Source organism: Curtobacterium sp. 320, assembly GCF_031455235.1.
Lineage (GTDB): Bacteria > Actinomycetota > Actinomycetes > Actinomycetales > Microbacteriaceae > Curtobacterium.
On the sequence record NZ_JAVDSI010000003.1, the window covers coordinates 103,893 to 125,560 of the forward strand.

General features: G+C 72.5%; 19 protein-coding genes. 15 read left to right on the forward strand and 4 right to left on the reverse strand.

Going from position 1 to position 21,668, the window contains the following annotated elements:
* Positions 1-175: 175 nt before the first annotated feature.
* Positions 176-1,123 carry a DnaJ domain-containing protein gene (locus J2X60_RS05970; RefSeq protein ID WP_309886805.1) on the forward strand — a complete coding sequence of 316 codons (948 nt, stop codon included), beginning with the start codon at positions 176-178 and terminating at the stop codon, positions 1,121-1,123.
* Between the two features lie 16 nt (positions 1,124-1,139).
* Here J2X60_RS05970 and J2X60_RS05975 read toward each other — a convergent pair whose 3' ends face one another.
* Positions 1,140-1,502, reverse strand: coding sequence for an RNA-binding S4 domain-containing protein (locus J2X60_RS05975; RefSeq protein ID WP_070418630.1), 363 nt, complete (start codon positions 1,500-1,502; stop codon positions 1,140-1,142).
* A gap of 33 nt (positions 1,503-1,535) precedes the next feature.
* Here J2X60_RS05975 and J2X60_RS05980 point away from each other — a divergent pair, with 33 nt between their 5' ends.
* A complete protein-coding gene (locus J2X60_RS05980; RefSeq protein WP_309886806.1) occupies positions 1,536-1,793 on the forward strand; it encodes a hypothetical protein in 258 nt (85 codons plus the stop codon).
* Positions 1,794-1,883: 90 nt separating this feature from the next.
* Positions 1,884-3,041, forward strand: coding sequence for a hypothetical protein (locus J2X60_RS05985; RefSeq protein ID WP_309886807.1), 1,158 nt, complete (start codon positions 1,884-1,886; stop codon positions 3,039-3,041).
* Between the two features lie 33 nt (positions 3,042-3,074).
* Here J2X60_RS05985 and J2X60_RS05990 read toward each other — a convergent pair whose 3' ends face one another.
* Positions 3,075-4,541 carry a trypsin-like peptidase domain-containing protein gene (locus tag J2X60_RS05990; RefSeq protein WP_309886808.1) on the reverse strand — a complete coding sequence of 489 codons (1,467 nt, stop codon included), beginning with the start codon at positions 4,539-4,541 and terminating at the stop codon, positions 3,075-3,077.
* A 198-nt stretch (positions 4,542-4,739) separates the two neighbouring features.
* Between J2X60_RS05990 and J2X60_RS05995 the strand changes: the two genes are divergently transcribed.
* From J2X60_RS05995 to J2X60_RS06015, 5 genes are all read left to right on the forward strand, one after another.
* The gene (locus tag J2X60_RS05995) at positions 4,740-5,735 is read left to right on the forward strand and encodes an iron chelate uptake ABC transporter family permease subunit (protein WP_309886809.1); all 996 of its coding nucleotides are present in this window, start codon (positions 4,740-4,742) and stop codon (positions 5,733-5,735) included.
* Entirely contained in the window at positions 5,732-6,712 is a 981-nt protein-coding gene (locus tag J2X60_RS06000; protein WP_309886810.1) for an iron chelate uptake ABC transporter family permease subunit, read from the forward strand. Before J2X60_RS05995 ends, J2X60_RS06000 begins: the two co-directional genes overlap by 4 nt.
* A 123-nt stretch (positions 6,713-6,835) precedes the next feature.
* Positions 6,836-7,315 carry an FHA domain-containing protein gene (locus J2X60_RS06005; protein ID WP_071294956.1) on the forward strand — a complete coding sequence of 160 codons (480 nt, stop codon included), beginning with the start codon at positions 6,836-6,838 and terminating at the stop codon, positions 7,313-7,315.
* Positions 7,315-8,019, forward strand: a complete 705-nt coding sequence (locus tag J2X60_RS06010; RefSeq protein ID WP_071301860.1) for a MerR family transcriptional regulator — start codon at positions 7,315-7,317, stop codon at positions 8,017-8,019. The genes J2X60_RS06005 and J2X60_RS06010 overlap by 1 nt, the downstream gene beginning before the upstream one ends.
* Before the next feature lie 193 nt (positions 8,020-8,212).
* Positions 8,213-8,773 (forward strand): MerR family transcriptional regulator, encoded by a 561-nt coding sequence (locus J2X60_RS06015; RefSeq protein ID WP_070418635.1) that lies wholly within the window; start codon positions 8,213-8,215, stop codon positions 8,771-8,773.
* A 526-nt stretch (positions 8,774-9,299) separates the two neighbouring features.
* Here J2X60_RS06015 and J2X60_RS06020 read toward each other — a convergent pair.
* On the reverse strand, positions 9,300-10,112 hold the full coding sequence (locus J2X60_RS06020) for a ParA family protein (RefSeq protein WP_070418636.1): 813 nt from the start codon (positions 10,110-10,112) through the stop codon (positions 9,300-9,302).
* A gap of 60 nt (positions 10,113-10,172) precedes the next feature.
* On the opposite strand from J2X60_RS06020, the gene J2X60_RS06025 reads away from it, so the two are divergent.
* The 4 genes from J2X60_RS06025 to J2X60_RS06040 all read left to right on the forward strand — a co-directional run bounded on the left by J2X60_RS06025 (position 10,173) and on the right by J2X60_RS06040 (position 16,305).
* A complete protein-coding gene (locus J2X60_RS06025) occupies positions 10,173-13,583 on the forward strand; it encodes a pyruvate carboxylase (protein ID WP_309886811.1) in 3,411 nt (1,136 codons plus the stop codon).
* A 1-nt stretch (position 13,584) separates the two neighbouring features.
* Entirely contained in the window at positions 13,585-14,088 is a 504-nt protein-coding gene (locus J2X60_RS06030) for a peptide deformylase (RefSeq protein ID WP_070418638.1), read from the forward strand.
* Positions 14,089-14,188: 100 nt separating this feature from the next.
* Positions 14,189-16,063: a hypothetical protein gene (locus J2X60_RS06035; protein ID WP_309886812.1), complete on the forward strand. Its 1,875-nt coding sequence runs from the start codon at positions 14,189-14,191 to the stop codon at positions 16,061-16,063.
* 110 nt (positions 16,064-16,173) lie between these two features.
* Positions 16,174-16,305 (forward strand): hypothetical protein, encoded by a 132-nt coding sequence (locus tag J2X60_RS06040; protein WP_309886813.1) that lies wholly within the window; start codon positions 16,174-16,176, stop codon positions 16,303-16,305.
* Between the two features lie 228 nt (positions 16,306-16,533).
* Here the strand turns inward: J2X60_RS06040 and J2X60_RS06045 are convergent, their stop codons facing one another.
* Positions 16,534-18,420 carry an AMP-dependent synthetase/ligase gene (locus tag J2X60_RS06045; protein ID WP_396127779.1) on the reverse strand — a complete coding sequence of 629 codons (1,887 nt, stop codon included), beginning with the start codon at positions 18,418-18,420 and terminating at the stop codon, positions 16,534-16,536.
* A gap of 79 nt (positions 18,421-18,499) precedes the next feature.
* Between J2X60_RS06045 and J2X60_RS06050 the strand changes: the two genes are divergently transcribed.
* The 3 genes from J2X60_RS06050 to J2X60_RS06060 all read left to right on the forward strand — a co-directional run bounded on the left by J2X60_RS06050 (position 18,500) and on the right by J2X60_RS06060 (position 21,667).
* On the forward strand, positions 18,500-19,453 hold the full coding sequence (locus tag J2X60_RS06050; RefSeq protein ID WP_070418641.1) for an ROK family glucokinase: 954 nt from the start codon (positions 18,500-18,502) through the stop codon (positions 19,451-19,453).
* A 32-nt stretch (positions 19,454-19,485) separates the two neighbouring features.
* Positions 19,486-20,226, forward strand: a complete 741-nt coding sequence (locus J2X60_RS06055) for a 1-acyl-sn-glycerol-3-phosphate acyltransferase (protein WP_070418642.1) — start codon at positions 19,486-19,488, stop codon at positions 20,224-20,226.
* Between the two features lie 97 nt (positions 20,227-20,323).
* Positions 20,324-21,667: a class II 3-deoxy-7-phosphoheptulonate synthase gene (locus J2X60_RS06060; protein WP_092387865.1), complete on the forward strand. Its 1,344-nt coding sequence runs from the start codon at positions 20,324-20,326 to the stop codon at positions 21,665-21,667.
* The last annotated feature ends 1 nt before the right edge of the window (position 21,668 follow it).

Below are 21,668 nucleotides of genomic sequence, written 5' to 3' on the forward strand. Positions count from 1 at the left end.
CAGGTGCGGTGTCGGAGACCCGGTGCTCACGTACCGGACCCGACCCGCGCCTCTCCCCACCGGCACGGCCGGTCCGCCGCTGGCGCGTCGCCCCGGAACCGGCGGCGTGGGCCCAGGCAGCACCCAGCAGCCACGCGGCGGACTCCGACGCTCCCTCGGGTAATGTCGCAGGGCCATGACCGACAGCCCGGCCGACGCCACCCCGTACGAAGTCCTCGGCGTCCGAGCGACCGCCGACGACGACGAACTCCGCCGCGCCTACCGCCGCGCCGCCCGCGAGTCCCACCCCGACCTCGGCGGCGACGCCCGCCGCTTCCGCCAGGTGCAGATCGCCTGGGAACGCATCGGCACCCCCGCCGCGCGCCGCGCCTACGACGCGGGATCCCAACGCGGCAGCCAGCAGAGCGCGTCCGGCCCGTCCGGTTCCTCCGCCTGGAGGCACGACACCGGCCGCGACGCCTACGCACCCCCGGCAGCGCGTCGCGACGCACGTCCGCGGGCCCGGTCCCACGGACACCCCGGCGGGCGATCGCGCGAGGTGTTCCTGCAGGCCGAGCGCGAGTGGGTCGGCCTCGGGGACCCCATCGAGGACCCCTACGACCCCACGCTCATCCGCTCCGCTCCCCGGCACATCCGACGGCTGCTGGCCGAGGCGCTCGCCGAGGAGGCGACCGCGTCGATCGTCTCCGAGATGGGCATCGGCGTGACGGTCTGGCACGACCTCGACGCGGGGGCCGAGGGCAAGCTCGACCACGCGGTCCTCACCCCGAGCGGCCTGTGGGCCGTCGAGTCGATCGACTGGGGTGCCCCGGTCCGCGTCGAGCACGGCGAGATCACGGGGGAGACCCTGGCTCCAGGGGAGCGCCCCGTGAAGGAGCTCGTCCGGGCCGCCCGCGCCGTGCAGAAGCAGACCCGGGTGCGGTTCACCGGCCGGCTGCTCGTCGTGCCGGACTCCGCGGTGGACGAGGACGTGCAGGTCGTCGGCTCCCCCCGGAAGCCCACGGCGCTCGTCGTCCGGCGCAGTGCGCTCGGCCAGGTGCTGGGCGGCGTGTGGTCGCCCGAGGGGAGCGTCGACGTGTTCGAGGTCCGCGACCGCCTGCAGCAGACCGTCCGCTTCGTCTGATGCCGGGGCGGCGGGGTCAGTAGCCGCGGAGCTTCTCGAGGTCGCGACGCTCCCGCTTGCTCGGACGTCCGGCACCGCGGTCGCGCATCGGGACGAAGCCGGCCTCCTCCTTGGGGAGCCGCGGCGGGGTCTTGTCCTCGAAGTGCTTCGCGGCCTCGGGCGCGCTCGTCCGCTTGAGGATGATCCCCGTGACGACGACGATCCGGTCGAACCCGTTCTGCCGGACCCGGACCTCGTCCCCGGGGCCGATCGGCTGCGCGGGCTTCGCACGCTCCCCGTTGACCCGGACGTGGCCGGCCTTGCACGCGGCGGTCGCGGCGGAGCGGGTCTTCGTGATCCGCACCGCCCAGATCCAGCTGTCCACGCGCGCCTTGGCCATCCCCACACTCTAGGCGCGCCCTACGCTGGGGGTGTGGAGGGCACCGGGCAGGACGCGATCGCCCGGGCACTCGCGCTCGGGGTCCTCCGGGACGCCGCGGTCGGGGACCGCCTGGTCGTGCGGGCGCACCACGGCGGGGGAGCGCAGGACGCGCTCGGGGTCCTCGTCGCCCGGACCTCGTCGTCCGTGACGATCGACACCCGCCGGGGCCCGGTCGAGGTGGCGCTCGCCGACGTCGTCGCCGCGAAGCCGGTCCCGCCGCCGCCCCCACCACGCCCGCGCCGCCCCTGAGTCCGCCGGTCCGACCTCGCGCGCACCGGAAGCGCGCGCGCCCGGCGAGCCGCCACGGCCCCCGCACCGGCCCCGACGTAGCCTCGTGCCATGGCCGTCCCCGTCCCACTCGGCACCGAGGACCGCACCGCCCGCCTGACCCTCCGCCGCCCCGACGCGTGGCGCCGTGAGGACTCGGCCCAGGCGGACCTGCGCGTCACCGGCGACGACGTCGTGCTCACCGTCCGATCCCGTCCGAGCGACCGGACCGTAGCCGAGGAGCACACGAGTCTGCTCGAACGCCTCCCCGGTTCGGTCGAGGGGCTCCGACTCATCGGCTCGGACCCGTGGACGACCGCGGGAGCGCCGGCGCGCCTCGTCGAGTACGTCCGGCCCGACGAGGGCGGCGACGTCGCCGGAGCGCACCTGCTCTTCGTCACCGGGCGGCACCGCGTCGACCTCACCATCGAGCGGCCCCTCGCCCGGATGCTCGCCACCGACGACCTCGTGTTCGCCGTCCTCGACAGCGTCCGCGCCACCGAACCCGCGCCGTCGCGGGTGCAGCGCGACCTCGAGGCACTGCCCGAGCCCGCACCGGCCGCCGACCTCGAGGGCACCCACCTCGGCTCCGAGGCCCTCGCCACCCTGCGCTCGCTCGCCGGCCGTCGCTGGAACCCCACGCTCCTCCGCACGCCCGCCGGACGCGAGCTCATCGAGTCCGGCCTGGTCGGCCGGCTCGGCACCCTGCCCGAGTCGACGCAGGCGCTCCTCGCGCCGTGGGAGGGCGATGCCCAGCCCGTCACCCTGGAACAGCGGCTGCCCGACGGGCGCACCACGCGCCTCCAGGCCTGGTCGGAGACCGTCGTGGACGGGACGGACGAGACGGGCGCGGTGATCGCCCAGCTGCCGGTCGAGCGCGTGGTCGCGCTCGTGGCCGGGAGGCTCGGCATCGGTCCGGCATGGACCTTCCCGTTCCGCACGGGGTCGCTCCGGGCAGACCTGCTCGGGCGTCGGACCTCCGGGGCGGACGCCGCCCCCGACCTGCCGACGGCGATCGCCGAGGCGGACCCGCGGCTCGCGCGCTTCTGGGCGGCTCCGTGGACGGTGTCGTCGCTGCGGCGGCCCGGCAAGCCGAACCCGATCGTCGTCGTGCACGCGGCGGGGCAGGGCTTCGCGCGCGGCGGACGCACGGAAGCCGGGGAGACCGTCTTCACGACGGACTCCCCGGCGAACGTGTACCGGTCGGTGGTGCGGGCGCTGCTGGGCTGAGCCGCTTTCCGCGCTCCGTTCCCGTCCTCCCCGCTACGCGGCGGGGCCGGCGGTCAGGGTGACCGTGACGGTCTTCGCGGCACCGGTGCTGTCGGTGTACCCGACCGTCACCTTGTCCCCGACCGAGTGCGACTGGATCGCCGAGGTCAGCGCGTCCGAGGTCGCCACGGCCGTGCCGTCGATGCTCGTGATCGTGTCGCCGGCGGCGAGACCGGCCGACGCGGCGCCGGAGCCCTCGACCGTGCCGGCGACCGCGACGCCGCCCGTCGAGGCCGTCCCGCTGACCTCGACCCCGAGGAACGCCGGCAGTCCGATGGTGATCGTCGACGACGACTCGCCCGCGAGGATCTTGTCCGCGATCGACTTCGCCGTGGTGATCGGGATCGCGTACCCGGTGACGTCCGCCGTGCCCGAGGACGCCGCGGTGGCCATGCCGACGACCTCGCCCTCGCTGTCGAGCACCGGACCGCCCGAGTCGCCCGAGACGATGTCCGCCGCGACCTCGATGAGTCCCTGCAGCGATTCGGTGCCCGTGCCCGACTCGCTCTGCACCTGGATGTCCTGGTCGGTCGCGGTCACGGTGCCCTCGGCGGCGACGAGGTTGCCGGTGCCCTCGGCGTTGCCGACGTCGGTCACGGTGTCGCCGGTGCTCGGCTCGCCGTCGTCGTCGAGCGTCACCGTGGACAGGCCCGACGCGCCCTCGAGCTTGAGGACCGCGACGTCGTGGGTGGCGTCCGTCCCGACGACGTCCGCCTTGTACTCCTTGCCGGTCGTCTCGTCGGTGACCGTGATGCTCGTCGCGCCCTGGATGACGTGGTTGTTCGTGAGGATCGTGCCGTCCGAGGTGAGGATCATGCCCGTGCCGGCCGCCTGCGACGACTCGTCGTAGTTGAGGACGGTGTTGATCGTCACGACGCCCTTCTTCTGGGCGCTCGTCGCCGCCGTCGCCGCGGACTCGGTGCTCGTGCCGCTGCCGCCGTCGCTCGACCCGCTGCCGGCGCCGTCGCCCGGCACCGTGAAGCCGTTCGTGCCGCTGCCGTCGGAGCCGGTGCCGGAACCCGATCCGGTGTCCGGCAGCGTCGTGCCCTGCGACTGGCTCGAGGTCGTGGTCGTGTGCTGCGAGGACAGTCCGAGCGCGGTCCCGCCCGCCGCACCGACGATCGCCAGGGCCGCGATGCCGGAGCCGATCATCAAGCCCAGTCGCCGGGGCCGCTTCGTGCCGTGGTTGGCTGCGGCGGCGCCGTGCACCCAGCCGTGCTGGAACCCGGGGAGCGACGGGCTGCCGATCAGGAACGGGCCGCGGCCGTCCGGGGTGTAGCCGTAGGGGCCGGAGCCGTCGGGCCCGTAGAGGAACGGGCCGCTGCCGTCGAACGCGTAGGCCGAGCGGAGGGTCGACGGGTCGGCGTGCGGTGCCTCCCACGTCGCCCCGGCCTGCGGCTGCGCGGCGTCGGTGCGGGCGGTGCCGTTCTCGTCGGCGGCGGGGTTCGGGGTCTCGTTCATCAGTGCTCTCCGGTCGTCCCTCGGCTGCCCGGTCGGGCGTCGATGGGTACGAGTACAGGCCCGGTTCCCATGACGAACCTATGAACGGACCCTGCGGCTGCTCACGGCTTGCTCGGGGGTCGCCGTACGACGTCGTCCGTTAGGGTTGCCTTACTTCCCATGCGTTCGCCGTCGCCCACCCCTCCTGCGCCCAGCTCCGTGTCCCGCCTCGTCGGCGCCACCGTGCTGGCGGTGGTCGTCCTCGTCGTGGCGGTGGCGCTCTCGGTGGCCTTCGGCTCCCGTCCGATCCCGCTCGGCACCGTGCTCGACACCGTCCTGCACCCCGGACGGAACGACGAGATCGGCCTGATCGTGCTCGGCAACCGCGTGCCCCGCACCGTCGTCGGACTCCTCGCCGGGTCCGCGCTCGGGGTCGCCGGCGCCGTCATGCAGGGCGTCACCCGGAACCCGCTCGCCGATCCGAGCGTCCTCGGCATCAACTCGGGGGCCGCGCTCGCGGTCGTCGCCGGGATCGCGCTGTTCGGCGTCAGCGGCACCGCTGCCTACCTGCCGTTCGCCTTCCTCGGTGCCGCCCTCGCCGCGCTCCTCGTGTACGGCATCGCCGCCGTGGCCCGTCGGGGGTTGTCGCCCGTCGGACTCGCCTTGTCCGGGGCCGTCGTCGCCGCCGCACTGTCCTCGATCACCACGGCGGTGCTCGTGACGAGCCAGAGCCTCCTCGACCAGCTACGCTTCTGGCAGGTCGGAGCGCTGGCCGGCAAGGACCTCGGCACCGCCGGGGTGATCACGGTCCCGGTGCTCGTCGGACTCGTCATCGCCTTCGCCCTCGGCCGGTCGCTCAACACGCTCGCGCTCGGTGACGAGCTCGCCGCGTCGCTCGGGCAGCGTGTCGTGCTCGTGCGCGCCGTCGGGGGAGTCGTCACCGTGCTCCTCGCCGGGTCGGCCGTCGCGGCGGCCGGGCCGATCGCGTTCATCGGGCTCGCCGTGCCGCACGCCGTCCGTCGGTTGAGCGGGCCGGACCACCGGTGGACGATCCTGCTGTCGGCCATCGTCGCGCCGGCGCTGCTGCTCGTCGCCGACGTGGTCGGCCGCGTCGTGGCGTACCCGGGGGAGCTGCAGGTCGGCATCGTCACGGCACTCATCGGCGCGCCGGTGTTCATCTGGCTCGTGCGGTCGCGGGCGGTGAAGGGCCTGTGACGGCCGTGCGCCGCGAGTGGCTCGTGCTCGGCGCCGTCCTCGTCCTGCTCGTCGCCCTCGTGCTCGTCGGGCTCGGCGTCGGCGAGATCCCGCTCTCACCCGTGCAGGTCGCGAGCGCGCTCGTCGGGCACGGCGACACCGTCTCGGACTTCGTGATCGGGCAGCTCCGTGGCCCACGGGTCGCCGGGGCGATCCTCGTGGGGGCGTCGCTCGGCGTGGCCGGGGGCATCGTGCAGAGCGTCGTCCGGAACCCCATCGCGAGTCCGGACGTCATCGGCATCACCTCGGGTGCGAGCGCCTCGGGCCTGACCGCCATCGTCCTGTTCGGCGCGAGCGGCGGGACCCTGTTCTCGGTCGTGCTCGTCGGTGCCGTCCTCGTCTCCCTCGTCATCGCCGGACTCGCGTGGCGCCGGGGGATCACCGGCAACCGGGTCGTCCTCGTGGGCATCGGCGTCGCGGCGATCTGCCTGAGCATCACCGGGTGGATGCTCACGAGCGGCACGGTCACCCAGGCCGGCACCGCGCTGCTCTGGCTCTCCGGCAGCCTGAACGCCGTCGACCGGAACCTCGTCGGGGTCCTCGCCGTCGTCTTCGTGGTGTTCACGGCGCTCGCCCTCCTGCAGTCCTCGCGGCTCACCGTGCTGACCCTCGGCGACGAGGTGGCCTCGGCGCTCGGGCTCCGGCCGAACCGCGCGAAGGTGCTGCTCCTGCTGACCGCCGTGTGCCTGACCGCCGCCGCCGTGGCCACCGCGGGACCGGTGTCGTTCGTCGCGCTGATGGCGGCCCCCATCGCCCGGAGGCTCGTCGGGGGTGGACGGGTCGCCCTCGGGTCGACCGCCGCCGTCGGTGCCGCGATCACGCTGGCGAGCGACCTCATCGCGCAGTTCGCGATCCCGGGGAACGCGCTGCCGGTCGGTGTGGTGACGGGGGTCATCGGGGCGCCCTACCTGCTGTGGCTGCTCGCGCGCGGGCGGTGACGCATCCGTGTTCCCGGTACGTTCGCTGTACGCGTTCTGCCGAGTTGTCCCGAGCCCCGTTCGGGGCTCCCGTTCGGCCGCTCGTTTCCGATACGCTGGTGCGCCAAGAGGAGGAGGTCCACGATGCCAGAACCAGTGGTCCCGCAGCCGGACGGTCAAAAGACCCCTGAGCAGCGGCTGGTCGACACCACACTGACCTTCAGCATGGACATGGGGGCGGCGCTCACTGCCGAGTCCGGTGTGTCCGCCGAAGAACGTGAAGCGATCAACGCGCTGCCCTCCGGGTCGGCGCTGCTCGTGGTCCGTCGCGGGCCGAACGTCGGTGCTCGGTTCCTCCTCGACTCGGACGTCACCACGGCGGGGCGCCACCCCGACGCCGACATCTTCCTCGACGACGTCACCGTGTCGCGCAAGCACGCCCAGTTCCTCCGCCACGGCACGAGCTTCAGCGTGAAGGACAACGGGTCGCTCAACGGCACGTACTTCGACGGCGTCCGCATCGACGAAGCACTCCTCACCGACGGGTCCGAAGTGCAGGTCGGCAAGTTCCGCCTGACCTTCTACGCCTCCCGGGTCGACCTGGCGCGCCTGGCGACCGCGTAGTGGCCGCACGGTCCGCCGCGGCCCGGGCGGGGTCCGCGGTCCCGGACCTGCTCACGATCGGGCAGGTCCTCGCACGCCTCAAGCCGGAGTTCCCGGACCTGTCGAGCTCGAAGCTCCGGTTCCTCGAAGAGCGCGAGCTGGTCACCCCGATCCGTACCGCGAGCGGCTACCGGAAGTTCTCTGCGGCCGACGTCGAGCGGCTCCGGGTCGTCCTCGGGCTGCAGCGCGACCACTACCTCCCGCTCAAGGTCATCAAGGACTACCTGGCCGACCTCGACGCCGGGCGTGAACCGGTCCTCCCCGGGGGCGGCGACGCGCCGAAGCCGTCCATCCTCGGGCGTGAGCGGCGCTACACCCGCGACGAGACGGTCCGGGCTGCCGGTGCCTCGCCGATGCTCCTCGCCGACGCGGTCTCGGCGTCGCTGCTGCCCGCCGCCGACACGTACGGCGACGACGGGGTCTCGGTGCTCAAGGCCCTCGTCGAACTCCAGCGCACCGGGATCGAACCGCGGCACCTCCGCACGATGCGCAGCGTCGCCGAGCGCGAGGTCGGGCTCATCGAGTCCGCGCTCATGCCGGTGTCCCGCCGCGGTGACGCCACGTCCCGGGCGAAGGCGACCGAGCTCGCGCGCGAGATCGCCGGCCACCTCGAGGTGATCCGGTCGAACCTCATCCGCACGGCGATCGGGCGTCTCGACGCATGACGCGCGTCGTGGCTCGTCCCTCGTCGACCGCTGGTGCGCGTCGGTGGGTGGGGCGTATCCTCGACACGCCGGACGCGCCGAGTCGGATGTCCCGCGCCGGAGCGGTCCGAGTCGCTACCGTGGACCTCGGAACAACTCTCAACCCGTCATTGAACGTTCAGTTGGGAGCTCGATCGTCGTGGAAGGCAGCCTGATGAGTGGGAACGACACCCCCGGCACCGAGTCGGAGATGACCCGGTACGACCTCGGGCTGCTCTTCACCGACGGCCTGCCCGAGCACGACGAGCAGAACGGGTACCGCGGTACCGTCGCTGCCCGTGCTGCCGGCATCTCCTACCGCCAGCTCGACTACTGGGCCCGCACCGAGCTCGTCGAGCCGACGATCCGCGGGGCCGCGGGCTCCGGGTCGCAGCGGCTGTACGGCTTCCGCGACATCCTCGTGCTCAAGCTCGTGAAGCGCCTGCTCGACACGGGCATCTCCCTCCAGCAGATCCGCACCGCCGTGAACCAGCTGCGCGAGTCCGGCGTCTCGGACCTGGCGCAGACGACGCTCATGTCGGACGGTGCCTCGGTGTACCTGTGCACCTCCGACGACGAGGTCATCGACCTGGTCTCGCGGGGTCAGGGCGTGTTCGGCATCGCAGTGGGCAAGGTCCTGCGCGAGGTCGAGTCCTCGCTGGTCGAGCTCGACGCGACGCCGGCGGCCGACCCCGACGACGAGCTCGCCGCCCGCCGGGCTTCCCGCGCGTCCTAGTCCCGCGCGGCCGGGGCCTGCCCGGGTCCGGGCCCGTGTCCGTGTGCGCTTGAGTCGCGAGGTCGCACGTTCTGCCGCTCGCGCCCATTCCGTGCGACACGTTGTGCGACCTCGGCACGGACGCCGTGGCGTGTCGTGCGACCTCGGCGCGCGGCGCGCGTCGGGCGTCGTGCGACCGCGAGCGAGCCTCCCCGGGTGCCACACCGCCCCGACCACGAGGTCGCACGATCTGCCGTGCGAGCCCGTTCCAGGCGGCCGTTCGTGCGACCTCGGCGAACGCGAGCCGCATGTCGAGCGACCTCGCGGGGTGAACCCGAGCGTGTTGCCCGGCGGCGGTGCGACGGAGGCGAGGCGCGCCTCCCGGTCGATGTCGTGCGCGCCATGCCGGAGGCGAGGTCGCACGTTCTGCCGTTCGGGCCAGCTCCCGGCGGCGTTTCGCGCGACCTCGGCGAACGCGAGCGGCGTGTTGCGCGACCTCGGCGAAGCCTAGCGGGCCCACGCCCCACGCCAGCGGGCGCGACGCGCCCTAGGCCGCGCCGCCCTCGGCGTATGGGCCGATCTTGCCCGTGCGCATGATGCGCTCGAGCAGCTGGTCGAAGTTCTTCGCCATCTCCTGCGCCGACTCACCCGGCCACACGTGCAGGGGCTTCGCCGCACCCTGCGCCTGCTGCAGCGAGGTCCGCTCGGGCAGCTGCGGCGAGAGCACGAGCGGGCCGAACATGTCGCGGAGCTCCTTGATGCGGAACTGGTGCTCGAGCGACTGCACGCGGGCACGGTTCACGATGATGCCGAGCGGCTGCAGGCGGGGGGAGAGCCCGCGACGGATCTCCTCGATCGCGCGGAGGGCCCGGTCGGCAGCGGCCACCGAGAAGAGTCCGGGCTCGGTGACGACGGTCACGCGGTCGGACGCTGCCCAGGCGGTGCGGGTGAGGGCGTTCAGCGACGGCGCGCAGTCGATGAGGACGAGGTCGTAGTCCTGCTCGACGTTGGCGAGGGCCTCTTCGAGCTTCCAGATGTCGCGGATGGACGGGTGCGGCCCGTCGAAGTTGATGGCCGAGGGCGATCCGACCATGACGTCGATCTTGCCCTGGGAGCCCTTCGTCCACCCCGAGGGGGCGATCGCCTGACGGACGATCTTCTCCTTCGGGTTCTCGAGCACGTCCGCCACGTTGAGGTGGCCGGAGATGTTGATGTCGAGGCCGGTCGAGACGTCCGACTGCGGGTCGAGATCCACCACCAGCGTGCGCAGTCCCTTGGCGAACGCGGCCGAAGTCAGGCCGAGCGTCACCGTCGTCTTGCCGACACCACCCTTGAGGGAGCTCACGCTGAGTACATGCACGGTGAGCAACGTTACCGCCAGTAGGGTTGTCTCACCTCAACCCGGGCTGAAAGGGACCTCGTGTTCAGCAAGATCCTGGTCGCCAATCGTGGCGAGATCGCCATCCGTGCCTTCCGGGCCGCGTACGAGCTGGGGGCGAAGACCGTCGCCGTCTACCCGTACGAGGACCGCAACTCCCTGCACCGCCTCAAGGCGGACGAGGCCTACCTGATCGGGGAGCGCGGACATCCCGTCCGTGCCTACCTGGACGTCTCCGAGATCGTGCGTGTCGCACGCGAGTCGGGTGCCGACGCGATCTACCCGGGCTACGGCTTCCTGTCCGAGAACCCGGAGCTCGCCGCCGCTGCCGCCGCCGCGGGCATCACGTTCATCGGCCCGGGCGAGCACGTGCTCGAGATGGCGGGCAACAAGGTCACCGCGAAGGAGCACGCGGTCGCGGCCGGTGTCCCGGTCCTCGCGAGCACCCCGGCGAGCCGCGACATCGAGGAACTCCTCGCCGGCGCGGACGCCATCGGGTTCCCGGTGTTCGCGAAGGCCGTCGCCGGTGGCGGTGGCCGCGGCATGCGCCGGGTGGAGACGAAGCCCGAGCTGCGTGCGGCCCTCGAAGAGGCGATGCGCGAGGCCGACAGCGCCTTCGGCGACCCGACGATGTTCCTGGAGCAGGCCGTCATCCGCCCGCGCCACATCGAGGTGCAGATCCTCGCCGACGCCACCGGCACCGACGCCGGCACGATCCACCTCTTCGAGCGCGACTGCTCGGTCCAGCGCCGGAACCAGAAGGTCGTCGAGATCGCACCGGCGCCGAACCTCGACCCGGCGATCGCGCAGGCGCTGCACCGCGACGCCGTCGCCTTCGCCCGGTCGATCGGGTACGTGAACGCCGGCACGGTGGAGTTCCTGCTCGACACCGAGGGCGAGCGTGCGGGCCAGCACGTCTTCATCGAGATGAACCCGCGCATCCAGGTCGAGCACACCGTCACCGAAGAGGTCACGGACGTCGACCTCGTCCAGTCGCAGATGCGCATCGCCGCCGGGCAGACCCTCGGCGACCTCGGCCTGTCGCAGGACAGCGTCCGGGTGCACGGCGCAGCACTGCAGACACGCATCACCACCGAGGACCCGACGCAGGGCTTCCGCCCGGACACCGGTCGCATCACGACCTACCGCAGCCCGGGCGGCGCGGGCGTCCGCCTCGACGGCGGCACGGTCGCCACCGGCGCGCAGATCAGCCCGCACTTCGACTCAATGCTCGCGAAGATGACCTGCCGCGGGCGGGACTTCCCGGCGGCGGTGGCCCGGGCGAAGCGCGCCCTCGCGGAGTTCCGCATCCGGGGCGTCTCCACGAACATCCCGTTCCTGCAGGCCGTGCTCGAGGACCCCGACTTCGACCGCGGCGACATCTCGACGAAGTTCATCGAGGAGCGCCCGCAGCTGTTCGGCGGCCACGTCTCGAAGGACCGCGGCACGAAGGTGCTGAACTGGCTCGCCGACGTCACGGTGAACAAGCCGAACGGCGAGCGTCGCCCGCAGACCGTCGAGCCGAGCGAGAAGCTGCCGACGATCGACCTCGGCGCCCCGGTCCCCGAGGGGCAGCGCGACCGCCTCCGCCTGCTGGGTCCGGCCGAGTGGGCGAAAGCGCTCCGCGGCCAGACCGAGCTCGCCGTCACCGAGACGACGATGCGCGACGCCCACCAGTCGCTCCTCGCGACCCGTGTGCGCACGAAGGACCTCGTCGCGGTCGCCCCGTACGTCGCCCGACTCACGCCGCAGCTGCTCAGCGTCGAGGCCTGGGGCGGTGCCACCTACGACGTGGCGCTCCGCTTCCTCGGCGAGGACCCGTGGGAGCGGCTCGCCTCGCTGCGCGAGGCGATGCCGAACATCCCGATCCAGATGCTGCTCCGCGGACGCAACACCGTCGGCTACACGCCGTACCCGACCGAGGTGACGGACGCGTTCGTGGCCGAGGCGGCCGCGACGGGTGTCGACGTGTTCCGCGTGTTCGACGCGCTCAACGACGTCAGCCAGTTGCGTCCGGCCCTGGAGGCGGTGCTCGCCACCGACACGGCCGTCGCCGAAGCGGCGCTCTGCTACACCGCCGACCTCCTCGACCCGTCCGAGGACCTCTACACGCTCGACTACTACCTCCGCCTCGCGGAGCAGATGGTCGAGGCCGGTGCGCACGTCATCGGCATCAAGGACATGGCCGGCCTGCTCCGCGCCGGTGCGGCCGAGCAGCTCGTCACCGCCCTGCGCGAGCGCTTCGACCAGCCGGTGCACGTGCACACGCACGACACCGCGGGCGGACAGCTCGCGACGCTCCTCGCCGCGGCCCGTGCCGGTGCCGACGCGGTGGACGTCGCCGCCGCGCCGATGGCCGGCACGACCAGCCAGCCGAGCATGTCCGCGCTCGTCGCCGCCCTGGCGCACACCGAGCGCGACACGGGGCTCTCCCTCGACGCCGTCGGCGACCTCGAGCCGTACTGGGAAGAGGTGCGGCGTGCGTACGCGCCGTTCGAGTCGGGCCTGCCGGGTCCGACGGGCCGCGTGTACAAGCACGAGATCCCCGGCGGTCAGCTGTCGAACCTCCGGCAGCAGGCCATCGCCCTCGGGCTCGGCGACCGCTTCGAGCAGGTCGAGGACTGGTACGCCGAAGCGAACCGGATCCTCGGCCGCCCCACGAAGGTCACGCCGTCGTCGAAGGTCGTCGGGGACCTCGCGCTGCAGCTGGCCGCGGTGGACGCCGACCCGGTCGACTTCGAGCAGAACCCGCAGAAGTACGACATCCCGGACTCCGTCGTCGGCTTCATGGCCGGCGAACTCGGCGACCTGCCCGGTGGCTGGCCCGAGCCCTTCCGGTCGAAGGTCCTCGCGGGCCGCGACGTCCGGCTCGAGATCACGCCGGTGCCGGACGCCGAGCGCGCACACCTGGACACCCCCGGCCCCGAACGGCGACAGGCCCTCAACCGCCTGCTCTTCCCGCAGCCGACGCAGCAGTTCGAGCGCGTCCGCGAGCAGTACGGCGACCTGTCCGTCGTGCCGACCGTCGACTACCTGTACGGCCTGCGCCCCGAGCAGGAGCACGTCGTGCCGCTCGGCAAGGGCGTGGACCTGTTCGTCGGGCTCGAGGCGATCGGCGAGGCCGACGCGCGCGGCGTCCGCACGGTCATGGCGACGATGAACGGGCAGCTCCGCCCGGTGTACGTCCTCGACCGCTCGATCGAGGTCGAGACCAAGGCCGCCGAGCAGGCGGACAAGACCGACCCGAAGCACGTCGCGGCACCGTTCTCCGGTGTCGTGACGCTCAAGGTCGCCGTCGGTGACGTCGTCGAAGCCGGACAGGCCGTGGCGAGCATCGAGGCGATGAAGATGGAAGCGGCCATCACGGCACCCGTCGCGGGGACCGTCGGCCGACTCGCGATCCCGGTGACCCAGCAGGTGGACGCCGGCGACCTCCTGGTGGTGCTGCAGTAAATTGACCGTCCGTCCCATCCGCCTGTTCGGCGACCCCGTCCTCCGGTCCCCGGCCGACCCGATCCGTCCAGACGCCCTCGGCAGCGCGGGCATCCGCGACCTCGTGCAGGACCTGGTCGACACGGTCAAGGAGCCCGGCCGTGCCGGCGTCGCCGCTCCCCAGATCGGTGTCGGTCTGCGCGCCTTCTCGTACAACGTCGACGGCGAGGTCGGCTACGTGCTCAACCCCGAGATCGTCGAGGTGTCGGGGGAGCCGGAGCTCATGGACGAGGGCTGCCTCTCCGTCCCCGGCCTGTCGTACCCCACGCGCCGGTACCCGTACGCGAAGGTCCGCGGCGTCGACGTCGACGGGGCCGAGGTCGTGCTCGAGGGCACCGGGCTCATGGCCGAGGCGCTCCAGCACGAGGTGGACCACCTCGACGGCACCGTCTACGTGATGACGCTCGACCCGGAGATCCGCCGCCAGGCGCTCCGCGACATCCGCGCCCAGGACTGGTTCCACTAGTCCTCCGAAGTGCCCACCCTCGGTCGGGCGGCACCCTGACTCGGGGGCGATGTGCGTGCGCACTCCTGGGTACGGTGGCCGCGTCGACCAGGGGAGCACCATGACACAGGGACCAGCCCGCCGCGCCGTCGTCGCCGTCCTGGGCGTCCTCGCCGTCGCCGCGGCCACCGCCGTCGGCCCGGCCACCACCGCGCCGGCCGAAGCCGCCACGGCCGCGACCGTGCCGACCTACACCGAGTCGCCGGACTACGCCACCGAGACCTTCGGCGACCCCTGGGACTACAGCAACACCGCCGACCAGAACACCGACCGCGTCGGCTACGGCCGCTACTCGATCAGCAAGGGCCACCTGGTCGGCACCCTCGAGCGCTCCACCTACTTCTCCCCGGTCGAGACCATGCCCGGCACGCTGCCCTACGGCCGCGACGGCGCCCTCCACCCGATCGACACGAAGCGCTACACGCATCTCTCCGTCTCGATGGACCAGCCGTACGCCGGCCGGCAGATCGCGATCAGCTGGTTCACCTGCGCGGCACGATCGCTCAGCTGCATGGGCGGCGTGACCGCGAAGGTCGAGAAGGGGAACCACGTCGTGGACGTCGACCTCACCGGGAAGTCCGTCATGGGCGGGCACGTCCCCTGGACCGGTTCGAAGCCCACGCTGCTCCGCGTGCAGCCGATCGTCGTCCACACCGGCGAGAGCCCGAGCGGGAAGGTCAGCATCGACTGGACCCGGCTCCACGGCGGCTCCGCTCCGCAGGACGCCCTGCCGGCGGGCGACTACGGCACCTTCCGGGTCGTCGCCCGACCGATCGCGGTCGTGGACAGCCCGAACCCCGACCAGGGCAAGGACCTCGCCGCCGTCCAGCGCGGGCGCTCCTGGGTCCTGACGAACGGCGTCGCCGGACGCGGCGTCACGCTGAAGAACGCCCGGTTCCGCAGCTGGAGCTCCGTCGGCCTCACCGCGCAGAACGCCGGACCGATCGTGCGCGACCCCGAGGTCGTCTTCCCGGTGTCGGCCTTCGACGGCAAGCAGTACCACTGGCTGTCCTGGTCGATGTCGTACGACGGCGCCTACGACCTCCGCAACGCCCCCGGCGGCGGGAAGATGGCGCGCCTGGTGTGGTCGGTGCGCGGCGCGAAGGGCCTGCAGGTCAGCAACGACGTCCTGACCTTCTCCGGCGCCAACGCCACCCCGGTCGGCCCGAACGAGTCCGGCGAGAACCGCATCGACCTCGCGGCGACGAACCCCCTCGACGAGACGATGCCGAAGGGCAGCCCCGGTTGGAAGCAGGTCGTCACGAGCCTCCGCTGGGACCCGAACGAGGACCGCGGCGCCGCCGTCTGGCACCTGAAGTCGTTCCACCTCCGCGCGGACCCGGCAGCCAACGGGTGGACGCGAATCGGGTTCCACGACGCCGCCTGGACCGCCGGGACGACCGCGAAGGTCACCGTGACGCGCGACGGCACGACGACGAAGCGCGTGCTGGTGGACGGCGTGGCCGTGACGAAGGGTGCGAACAGCGTGCCGTTCGTCCTCGGCTCACTGCCGGCGGGCAGCTACCACGCGACCGTCACGCTCCGGCACCCGGACGGCTCGACCGCGACGAGCACCTCCGCGGCGCCCGTCCGGATGTCGGCGGCCCCGGTGGGCGCCCACGATCCGCGCGGGCACGACCAGGCACCGGCGGCCACCGTGACGGGGGTCACGGTCGCGGGCTGGGCCTACGACCCGGACACGACCCGGCCGCTGACGATCCGCGTCGCCGAGGCCGGGCGGGTCCTCGTGACCGGCACGACCGGCCTCACCCGGAACGACGTCCGGAAGGTGCACCCGGACGCGCCGGTCGGCTCCGGCTACCGCTTCGCGGTCCCGCTGGCGAGCGGGTCGCACACCCTCTGCACGACCGCCGTCGGCGCCGGCTCGGGCATGCCCGAGACCGACCTCGGATGCCGGACCGTCCGCGTTCCGTGAACGACGTCATGACACCCCAACGCGGGATTGTTCCTTTGTCCTGACGAAGAGGTACCGTATCGCCGTCGGCTTCCCACCGACACCGTTTCCCACACCCCCAGGACATCCCCATGACCGCACAGAACGACGAGCTCAGCTCGCACCGCACCCGCACCAACCGTCGCCCCACCGAGGTCCAGGTCACGACCTCCTCGACGGCCGTCCTCGACGCCCCGGAGCCGCAGCAACCGCAGGAGCGCTGAGCGCGCGGGCGGACGCGACCACGGGTCGCGCCCCGCGCGCAGGGTGACGCACAGGAGGCGGGGGGGGGGGGGCCCGCCCCCCCCCCGGGGGGGGGGGGGGGGGGGGGGGGGGGGGGGGGGGGGGCGCCCCCCCCCCGGGGGCCCCCCCCCGGGGGGGGGGGCCCCCCCGGGGGGGGGCGCCCCGCCCCCGCCCCCCCCCCCCCCCGCCTCCTGGCACGCGTCGTGGACCTAGCCCCGGCGGCGGCGACCCTCGACGACGGGCGTCGCGGTGGTCTGCACCTTCGACCCCGAGTAGATGTGCTCGACGTCGGCGGCGAAGTCCTTCAGGACGACCGCGCGCTTGATCGTCAGCTTCGGCGTGAGGTGCCCCGACGCCTCGGTGAGGTCGGTGTCGAGCACCGTGAACGACCGGACCGACTCGGCACGTGACACGCGCTGGTTGGCTGCGTCGATCGCCTCCTGCACGGCCTGGTGGACCCGCTCGTCGTAGGCGGCCTCGTGCGCGGAGAGCGCCGGGGTGATCCCGCGCGTCTCGCACCAGCCGGCGAGCATGTCCCGGTCGAGCGTGACGAGGGCGGCGACGAAGGGCTTGCCCTCGCCGACGACGACGACCTGTCCGATGAGCGGGTGCTCGCGGATGCCGTCCTCGAGCGGTGCCGGTGCGACGTTCTTGCCGCTGGCGGTGACGATGAGCTCCTTGGCGCGGCCGGTCACGGTGAGGACGCCGTCGGTGTCGAGCCGGCCGAGGTCGCCGGTCCGGAACCAGCCGTCGACGAGGGCCTTCGCGGTGGCCTCGTCGTTCCGCCAGTAGCGGTCGAAGACGTCGACGCCGCGGATGAGGATCTCGTCGTCCTCGGCGATCCGGATCTCGACGCCCGGGAGCGCGCGGCCGACACTGCCGATCCGGAGCTCCCCGGCTCGGTTCACGGTCGCGGGAGCGGTCGTCTCGGTGAGGCCGTACCCCTCGAGGATGAGCACCCCGATCGACCGGAAGAAGTGCGACAGCCGCGGGGAGAGCGGTGCCGATCCGCTCACGGCGTAGCGGACGCGGCCGCCCATCGCGTCGCGGAGCTTGGCGTAGACGAGCCGGTCGAAGAGCTTGAACCGGAGGGCGAGTCCGAGCGGGACCTTCCCGCTCGCGAGGGCCTCGGAGTGCGCGACCGCGGTCTTCGCTGCGGCGCGGAAGATCCGCCCCTTGCCGCCGAGGTCGGCCTTCTGCTCGGCGGAGTTGTAGATCTTCTCGAACACGCGCGGGACGGCGAGCAGGAACGACGGCCTGAACGTCGACACCGCGTGCATGAGGTCCTTCGTGTCCGGCTCGTGGCCGACGAGGACGCCCGCGGAGACGGACATCACCGCGATGAACCGGGCGAAGACGTGGGCCATCGGGATGAACAGCAGCGTCGAGGCGTCGTCGGCGACGACCTCGGGCATCGCCTCCGACGCGCCCTCCACGGTCGCGGTGAAGTTGTCGTGCCGGAGCACGCAGCCCTTCGGCCGGCCCGTCGTCCCCGACGTGTAGATGATCGTGGCGTCGTCGTGGCCGTGCACGTCGACGGTGCGGGCGTCGAGCTCGGCGTCGGTGACGTCCTCGCCGAGGCGGACGAGGTCGTCGAGCCCGCCGCCGTCGATCGTCCAGTGCTGGCCGAGGTGCGGCAGGTCCGGTGCGATCGACGCGACACGGCGAGCGTGCTCCTCCTGCTCGACGACGATCGCGACGGCCTCGGAGTCGGAGAGGATCCAGCGCACCTGGTCGGGGGAGCTGGTCTCGTAGACCGGGATCGACACGAGGCCGGCGGTCCACACGGCGAAGTCGACGAGCGTCCACTCGAGGCGGGTGCGCGACAGGATCGCCACGTGCGCGCCGGGCTCGAGGCCTGCGGCGACGAAGCCCTTCGCGATCCCGCGGACCCGACGTTCGACGTCGGCCGCGCTGATCGGGCTCCAGGTGTCGCCGCGGCGCTCGGCGAGGATCGGACGGTCCGGTGTCGCCCGCGCCCGCTCGGAGAGCAGTCGGGCAGCCGAGCCGTGGTCGGGTGCGGTGATCGGTGTTGGGTGCCGCTGATCGTTCACGGTGACTCCCTTGTCGGCCGGTTCGATTCGAGTGTGCCTCATCGTCGAGGCGACACCGCCAGCATAGGGCGCGGTGTCGAGCGTTCCGTGTGGACGCAGGGAACCGGTAGGCTCGTTCCTCGTGCACGCCATCGGAATCGACATCGGGGGCACCAAGATCGCGGGAGCGGTCGTCACGGAGCTGGGCGAGATCGTCGCCGAGGACCGGGTGGCCACCAACGCTGCGGACCCGGACGCCATGCTCGACGACGTGGTCGCGATGGTCTCGCGACTGCGCGCCGCGAACGAGGTCAGCGCGGTCGGCGTCGCCGCGCCGGGCTTCATCGACGCCTCGCAGTCGATCGTCTACTACACGCCGAACATCCGGTGGCGGAACGAGCCGCTGCGCCAGAAGCTGCAGCAGCGCATCGGTGACCTGCACATCACCGTCGACAACGACGCCAACGCGGCGGGCTGGGCGGAGTTCCGCTTCGGTGCCGGTCGGCTCGTGTCCGACATGACCATGCTCACGATCGGGACCGGCGTCGGCGGTGCGATCGTCACCGAGGACCGCCTCTTCCGCGGGGGCTTCGGCACGGGTGGCGAGATCGGCCACCTCCGGATCGTGCCGAACGGCCTCCCGTGCGGCTGCGGCGCCCGCGGCTGCATCGAGCAGTACGGCTCCGGTCGTGCCCTGCAGCGCATGGCGAACGACGTCGCGGACGCCGGCGGCATCGGTTCCGCCCTCGCCGACGCGCGTGCGGCCAACGGCGGCGAGCTCGACGGGCACATCGTCGGCGACCTGATCCTGGCCGACGACCCGGGTGCCCTCGCGGCCCTGCGGCGGCTCGGTCGGCACCTCGGCGAGGCCTGCGCCTCGCTGTCCGCCGTGCTCGACCCGCAGCTCTTCGTCTTCGGCGGCGGCGTCGCGAGCGCGGGGGACCGGCTGCTCGACCCGATCAAGCAGGCCTACCTCAACAACCTGCCGGCCCGGGGCTACCACCCGGAGCCGGACTTCGTGATCGCCGAGCTCGTCAACGACGCCGGTGTCGTCGGCGCGGCCGACCTCGCTCGGATCCACGCCCGCACGGCGTAGGGTCGCACCACCCCACCGTCTCGGAGTCGACGATGACCTACTGGCTGCTGAAGAACTTCCTGCTCGGGCCGCTCATCCTCACGCTCTTCCGGCCGTGGGTCGTCGGTCGTGAGCACGTCCCCGCGAAGGGGCCGGTGATCTTCGCGTCCAACCACATCTCGTTCATCGACTCGGTGATCCTGCCGGCGGTGCTCGACCGCCGGCTGTCGTTCCTGGCGAAGAGCGACTACTTCACGGGTCGCGGCCTCAAGGGCTGGGCGACGAAGACGTTCTTCAACGCCATCGGCCAGCTGCCCATCGACCGCTCCGGCGGCAAGGCGTCCGAGGCGTCGCTCCGGACCGGCCTGCAGGTCCTCGCCCGGGGTGAGCAGCTCGGCATCTACCCCGAGGGCACCCGCAGCCCGGACGGCAAGCTCTACCGGGGCCGGACCGGCATCGCCCGCATGATCCTCGAGGGGCGCGTCACCGTCGTCCCGGTCGCCATGGTCGGCACGCGCGAGGTGCAGCAGATCGGGCAGCGCTTCCCGAAGTTCAAGCGCGTGGGCGTCGTCTTCGGCAAGCCCCTCGACTTCTCCCGCTTCGAGGGCTTCGAGACCGACCGCTTCATCCTCCGCAGCGTCACCGACGAGGTCATGCACGAGCTCGCCGGGCTGAGCCGCCAGGAGTACGTCGACGTCTACGCGACGAGTGTCAAGGAGCGTGCGAGCACGGCGCGCGAGCAGGTCCTCCGCGGCAAGGTCACGCGGAATGGGCGGGGCACCTCGGCACGTTAGGATTCGATGGTTCCGGCATCCGCCCGGACGGCCATCCCTTCGAGAGGTACCACCCTTGTTCGAGTCGACCGACTTCGTCGCCCTGCAGGATCCGGACGTGATCGAGGGCCTCGACTATTGGCGGACGCTCCCGATCAAGCAGCAGCCCACGTGGCCGGACGCCAGCGCGGCCGAGGCCGCCTCGGCCGAGATCGCCACGCTGCCCCCGCTCGTCTTCGCGGGCGAGGTCGACAAGCTGCGTGAACGGCTCGCGTCGGCGGCCCAGGGCAAGGCGTTCCTGCTGCAGGGCGGCGACTGCGCCGAGACGTTCGCCGGTGCCACGGCGGACTCGATCCGCGACCGTGTGAAGACCATCCTCCAGATGGCCGTCGTGCTCACCTACGGTGCGTCGATGCCCGTCATCAAGATGGGCCGCATGGCCGGGCAGTTCGCCAAGCCGCGCTCGAGCGACTTCGAGACCCGCGGCGACGTCACGCTGCCCGCCTACCGCGGCGACATCGTGAACGGCTACGACTTCACCCCGGAGAGCCGCCAGGCCGACCCCCGTCGCCTCGTGCAGGGCTACCACACGGCTGCGTCGACCCTGAACCTCGTCCGTGCCTTCACGCAGGGCGGCTTCGCCGACCTGCGCCAGGTGCACTCGTGGAACAAGGGCTTCGCGTCGAACCCGGCGAACGCCCGGTACGAGCACCTCGCGAAGGAGATCGACCGCGCGATCCGCTTCATGGACGCCTGCGGTGCGGACTTCGACGAGCTGAAGCACGTCGAGTTCTACGCCTCGCACGAGGGGCTGCTCATGGACTACGAGCGCCCGATGACCCGGATCGACTCGCGGTCCGGGCTCGCCTACGACACCTCCGGACACTTCATCTGGATCGGTGAGCGCACCCGCGACCTCGACGGCGCCCACGTGGACTTCCTGTCCCGCGTGCGGAACCCGATCGGGGTCAAGCTCGGCCCGACGACCTCGGTCGACGACATGAAGGCCCTGGTCGACAAGCTCGACCCGAACCGCGAGCCGGGGCGCCTGACGTTCATCACCCGCATGGGCGCCGGCAAGATCCGCGACGAGCTGCCGAAGCTGCTCGAGGCGATCAAGGGCATGGACGCCAACCCGCTGTGGGTGACGGACCCGATGCACGGCAACGGCCTGACGACGCCGACCGGGTACAAGACCCGCCGGTTCGACGACGTCGTGGACGAGGTCCTCGGCTTCTTCGAGGCCCACCGCGAGGTCGGCACGTACCCGGGCGGCATGCACGTCGAGCTCACCGGTGACGACGTCACGGAGTGCCTGGGCGGCTCGGAGCAGATCGACGAGGCCACCCTCGCGACCCGCTACGAGTCCCTGTGCGACCCGCGGCTGAACCACATGCAGTCGCTCGAGCTCGCGTTCCTGGTCGCCGAGGAGCTCGGCGCCCACCCGCACGTGCGCGCGTAGC

What these genes read in the sequence shown, in the direction of transcription:
- J2X60_RS05970 (WP_309886805.1), top strand. Translation starts at nt 176, where the DNA reads ATGACCGACAGCCCGGCCGACGCCACCCCGTACGAAGTCCTCGGCGTC.
- J2X60_RS05975 (WP_070418630.1), bottom strand. Translation starts at nt 1,502, where the DNA reads ATGGCCAAGGCGCGCGTGGACAGCTGGATCTGGGCGGTGCGGATCACG.
- J2X60_RS05985 (WP_309886807.1), top strand. Translation starts at nt 1,884, where the DNA reads ATGGCCGTCCCCGTCCCACTCGGCACCGAGGACCGCACCGCCCGCCTG.
- J2X60_RS05990 (WP_309886808.1), bottom strand. Translation starts at nt 4,541, where the DNA reads ATGAACGAGACCCCGAACCCCGCCGCCGACGAGAACGGCACCGCCCGC.
- J2X60_RS06005 (WP_071294956.1), top strand. Translation starts at nt 6,836, where the DNA reads ATGCCAGAACCAGTGGTCCCGCAGCCGGACGGTCAAAAGACCCCTGAG.
- J2X60_RS06015 (WP_070418635.1), top strand. Translation starts at nt 8,213, where the DNA reads ATGAGTGGGAACGACACCCCCGGCACCGAGTCGGAGATGACCCGGTAC.
- J2X60_RS06035 (WP_309886812.1), top strand. Translation starts at nt 14,189, where the DNA reads ATGACACAGGGACCAGCCCGCCGCGCCGTCGTCGCCGTCCTGGGCGTC.
- J2X60_RS06040 (WP_309886813.1), top strand. Translation starts at nt 16,174, where the DNA reads ATGACCGCACAGAACGACGAGCTCAGCTCGCACCGCACCCGCACCAAC.
- J2X60_RS06045 (WP_396127779.1), bottom strand. Translation starts at nt 18,420, where the DNA reads ATGAGGCACACTCGAATCGAACCGGCCGACAAGGGAGTCACCGTGAAC.
- J2X60_RS06055 (WP_070418642.1), top strand. Translation starts at nt 19,486, where the DNA reads ATGACCTACTGGCTGCTGAAGAACTTCCTGCTCGGGCCGCTCATCCTC.